The following is a 3,889-nucleotide window of genomic DNA, read 5'->3' as shown; positions in this document are numbered from 1 at the left end:
AAAGGCTCCATAATATCCATAGGGGGTTACCCACTACAAATATTATAGAGCCAAACAATGTGATTGGCAAACAGTCCTTTCCTTTTTGGTTTTGACTAGCTTTTTTGTGAAAAATTGTGTAAAATAGAATAGATAAACGAGGGGAAACCTCGGAAAATTTAAAGGAGAATCCATCTAATGGTAAAATTGGTTTTTGCTCGCCACGGTGAGTCTGAATGGAACAAAGCTAACCTTTTCACTGGTTGGGCTGATGTTGATTTGTCTGAAAAAGGTACACAACAAGCGATTGACGCTGGTAAATTGATCAAAGAAGCTGGTATCGAATTTGACCAAGCTTACACTTCAGTATTGAAACGTGCGATCAAAACAACTAACTTGGCTCTTGAAGCTTCTGATCAATTGTGGGTTCCAGTTGAAAAATCATGGCGTTTGAACGAACGTCACTATGGTGGTTTGACTGGTAAAAACAAAGCTGAAGCTGCTGAACAATTTGGTGATGAACAAGTTCACATCTGGCGTCGTTCATACGATGTATTGCCTCCAAACATGGACCGTGATGATGAGCACTCAGCTCACACAGACCGTCGTTACGCTTCACTTGACGACTCAGTAATCCCAGATGCTGAAAACTTGAAAGTGACTTTGGAACGTGCCCTTCCTTTCTGGGAAGATAAAATCGCTCCAGCTCTTAAAGATGGTAAAAACGTATTCGTAGGAGCTCACGGTAACTCAATCCGTGCCCTTGTAAAACACATCAAAGGTTTGTCAGATGACGAAATCATGGACGTGGAAATCCCTAACTTCCCACCATTGGTATTCGAATTCGACGAAAAATTGAACGTAGTTTCTGAATACTACCTTGGAAAATAAAAAATTGTAAGTCTAGAATTGATTTCTAGGCTTTTTATGTTAGTATGGTAGTATGATAAGGAATAAAAAACAAGATTATGTGCTGACCTACAAGCAACCAGCTTCAACCACTTACAAGGGGTGGGAAGAAGAGTCTTTACCGATTGGCAATGGTTCTTTAGGTGCTAAAGTATTTGGGCTTATAGGGGCTGAACGGATTCAATTCAATGAAAAAAGTCTTTGGTCTGGTGGTCCACTTCCTGATAGTTCAGATTATCAGGGTGGAAATCTTCAGGACCAGTATAGTTTTTTAGCTGAAATTCGGCAGGCTTTGGAAAAGAGAGATTACAATCGGGCAAAAGAACTGGCAGAACAGCACCTAGTTGGGCCCCAAACGAGTCAATATGGGACCTATCTGTCATTTGGGGATATTCATATTGTGTTTAGTAATCAAGGCAATACTTTGTCTCAGGTGACGGATTATCAGAGACAGCTGAATATCAGTAAGGCACTTGCGACGACTTCCTATGCCTATAAGGGAACGCGATTTGAACGTAAAGCCTTTGCGAGTTTTCCAGATGATCTCTTGGTTCAGCGCTTTACTAAGGAAGGGTTGGAAACTCTAGATTTTACTATAGAACTATCCTTGACCCGTGATTTGGCTTCTGATGGAAAGTATGAGCAGGAAAAATCTGATTACAAGGAGTGGAAGCTGGATATTACTGATTCTTATATCTTGATGAAGGGGCGAGTTAAGGACAATGACCTGCAGTTTGCTAGTTATCTAGCTTGGGAAACAGATGGAGACATTAGAGTCTGGTCGGATAAGGTTCAGATATCAGGAGCCAGTTATGCCAATCTCTTCTTGGCAGCTAAGACGAATTTTGCCCAAAATCCTGCTAGCAATTATCGCAAGAAACTAGATTTGGAGCGACAAGTAAAAAATCTGGTGGAGACAGCTAAAGAAAAGGGCTATGACCAATTGAAATCAAGGCATATTCAGGACTACCAAGCTTTATTTCAGCGTGTTCAATTGGATTTGGGGGCTGAAGTTGACGCATCCACTACAGATGATTTGTTAAAAAATTATAATCCACAAGAGGGGCAGGCTTTGGAGGAGCTGTTCTTCCAGTATGGGCGGTATTTATTGATTAGTTCTTCCAGAGATTGCCCAGATTCGCTACCAGCTAACCTGCAAGGTGTCTGGAATGGGGTCGATAATCCTCCTTGGAATTCGGACTATCACCTGAATATCAATCTGCAGATGAATTATTGGCCAGCCTATCTTACCAATCTCCTAGAGACGGCTTTTCCAGTTATCAACTATATCGATGATTTGCGAGTCTATGGTCGTCTAGCGGCTGCAAGGTATGCAGGAATCGTCTCTCGGGAAGGAGAGGAGAATGGTTGGTTGGTTCATACTCAAGCGACTCCTTTTGGTTGGACGGCACCTGGTTGGGATTACTATTGGGGTTGGTCGCCAGCTGCCAATGCGTGGATGATGCAAACTGTTTATGAAGCCTATTCATTTTATAGGGATCAAGACTATCTCAGGGAGAAAATTTATCCCATGTTGAGGGAAACGGTTCGTTTTTGGAATGTCTTTTTACATAAGGATCAGCAGGCGTATCGTTGGGTCTCTTCTCCGTCTTATTCTCCAGAACATGGGCCGATTTCGATTGGCAATACCTATGACCAATCTCTGATTTGGCAGTTATTTCATGATTTTATCCAGGCTGCTCAAGAATTGGGGATGGATGCGGACTTGTTGACGGAAGTCAAAGAAAAATTTGACCTGCTTAATCCTCTACAAATCACTCAATCTGGTCGAATCAGAGAGTGGTATGAGGAGGAAGAGCAACATTTTCAAAATGAAAAAGTGGAGGCCCAGCATCGGCACGCTTCCCATCTGGTGGGACTCTATCCTGGAAATCTCTTTAGCTACAAGGGACAAGAGTATCTTGAATCGGCGCGTGCTAGCCTCAATGATCGTGGAGACGGTGGTACAGGCTGGTCCAAGGCTAATAAGATCAATCTTTGGGCGCGTCTAGGAGATGGCAACCGAGCCCATAAATTATTAGCAGAGCAGTTAAAGTCATCCACCTTGCCAAATCTTTGGTGTAGCCACCCTCCTTTTCAGATAGATGGTAATTTTGGTGCTAGCAGTGGCATGGCAGAAATGTTGCTCCAGTCTCATACAGCTTATCTGGTACCTCTAGCCGCCCTACCCGATGCATGGTCAACAGGTTCCGTTTCAGGCTTAATGGCACGTGGACATTTTGAAGTTAGTATGCGCTGGGAGGATAAAAAACTCTTACAGATGACCATTTTATCAAGGAGTGGAGGAGATTTGCGAGTCTCTTATCCAGGTATTGAAAAAAGTGTAATTGAAGTCAATCAAGAAAAAGCAGAAGTGAAATGCATGGGGAAAGATTGGATTTCGGTAGCAACAGCAGAAGGAGATTTTGTTCAATTTTATTTTTAAGAAGAGGATAGAAGGCAGTGGTTTGAGACTGCCTTTTTTGAAGGGGTTGAGAGTGTAAGCAGTTTCCAACTAGTTGAAAAAGCGTTATAATGGTAGTAGGAAGTAAATTGTTTGAGAGAGGGTGGCTCTGATGGCTTATATTGAGATGAAACACTGTTACAAGCGTTATCAGGTTGGGGACACGGAAATTGTGGCCAATCGTGATGTGAATTTTGAGATTGAAAAGGGAGAATTGGTTATTATTCTAGGTGCGTCAGGTGCTGGTAAGTCAACAGTTCTTAACCTTCTTGGGGGAATGGATACCAATGACGAGGGGGAAATCTGGATTGATGGTGCCAATATTGCAGATTATAGTTCCCACCAGAGGACCAATTATCGTAGAAATGATGTAGGCTTTGTTTTTCAGTTTTATAATCTAGTTTCCAATCTGACCGCTAAGGAAAATGTGGAGTTGGCTTCTGAAATCGTGACAGATGCCTTGGATCCTGAGCAGGTTCTGACAGATGTAGGTCTGGCTCATCGTCTCAATAATTTTCCAGCCCAGCTTTCTGGAGG

The 3,889-nt window shown here is 42.5% G+C and carries 3 protein-coding genes; all 3 read left to right on the top strand.

Annotated elements, in window-relative coordinates:
• Positions 1 to 177 precede the first annotated feature (177 nt).
• Positions 178 to 870, top strand: coding sequence for a phosphoglycerate mutase (locus tag QZ359_RS05455; RefSeq protein ID WP_000240129.1), 693 nt, complete (start codon positions 178 to 180; stop codon positions 868 to 870).
• Between the two features lie 52 nt (positions 871 to 922).
• Positions 923 to 3,334 carry a glycoside hydrolase family 95 protein gene (locus tag QZ359_RS05450; RefSeq protein ID WP_293963929.1) on the top strand — a complete coding sequence of 804 codons (2,412 nt, stop codon included), beginning with the start codon at positions 923 to 925 and terminating at the stop codon, positions 3,332 to 3,334.
• Between the two features lie 130 nt (positions 3,335 to 3,464).
• Positions 3,465 to 3,889 (top strand): ABC transporter ATP-binding protein (locus QZ359_RS05445; RefSeq protein WP_293963928.1); only part of this gene is annotated, 425 nt, incomplete at its 3' end.

The sequence above is a fragment of the Streptococcus sp. genome (genome assembly GCF_019414905.1).
Classification (GTDB): Bacteria; Bacillota; Bacilli; order Lactobacillales; family Streptococcaceae; genus Streptococcus.
Note: the sequence above shows the minus strand (reverse complement) of the source record. Positions and strands in the feature narration are given on the sequence as shown.

What these genes read in the sequence shown, in the direction of transcription:
- QZ359_RS05455 (WP_000240129.1), top strand. Translation starts at nt 178, where the DNA reads ATGGTAAAATTGGTTTTTGCTCGCCACGGTGAGTCTGAATGGAACAAA.
- QZ359_RS05450 (WP_293963929.1), top strand. Translation starts at nt 923, where the DNA reads ATGATAAGGAATAAAAAACAAGATTATGTGCTGACCTACAAGCAACCA.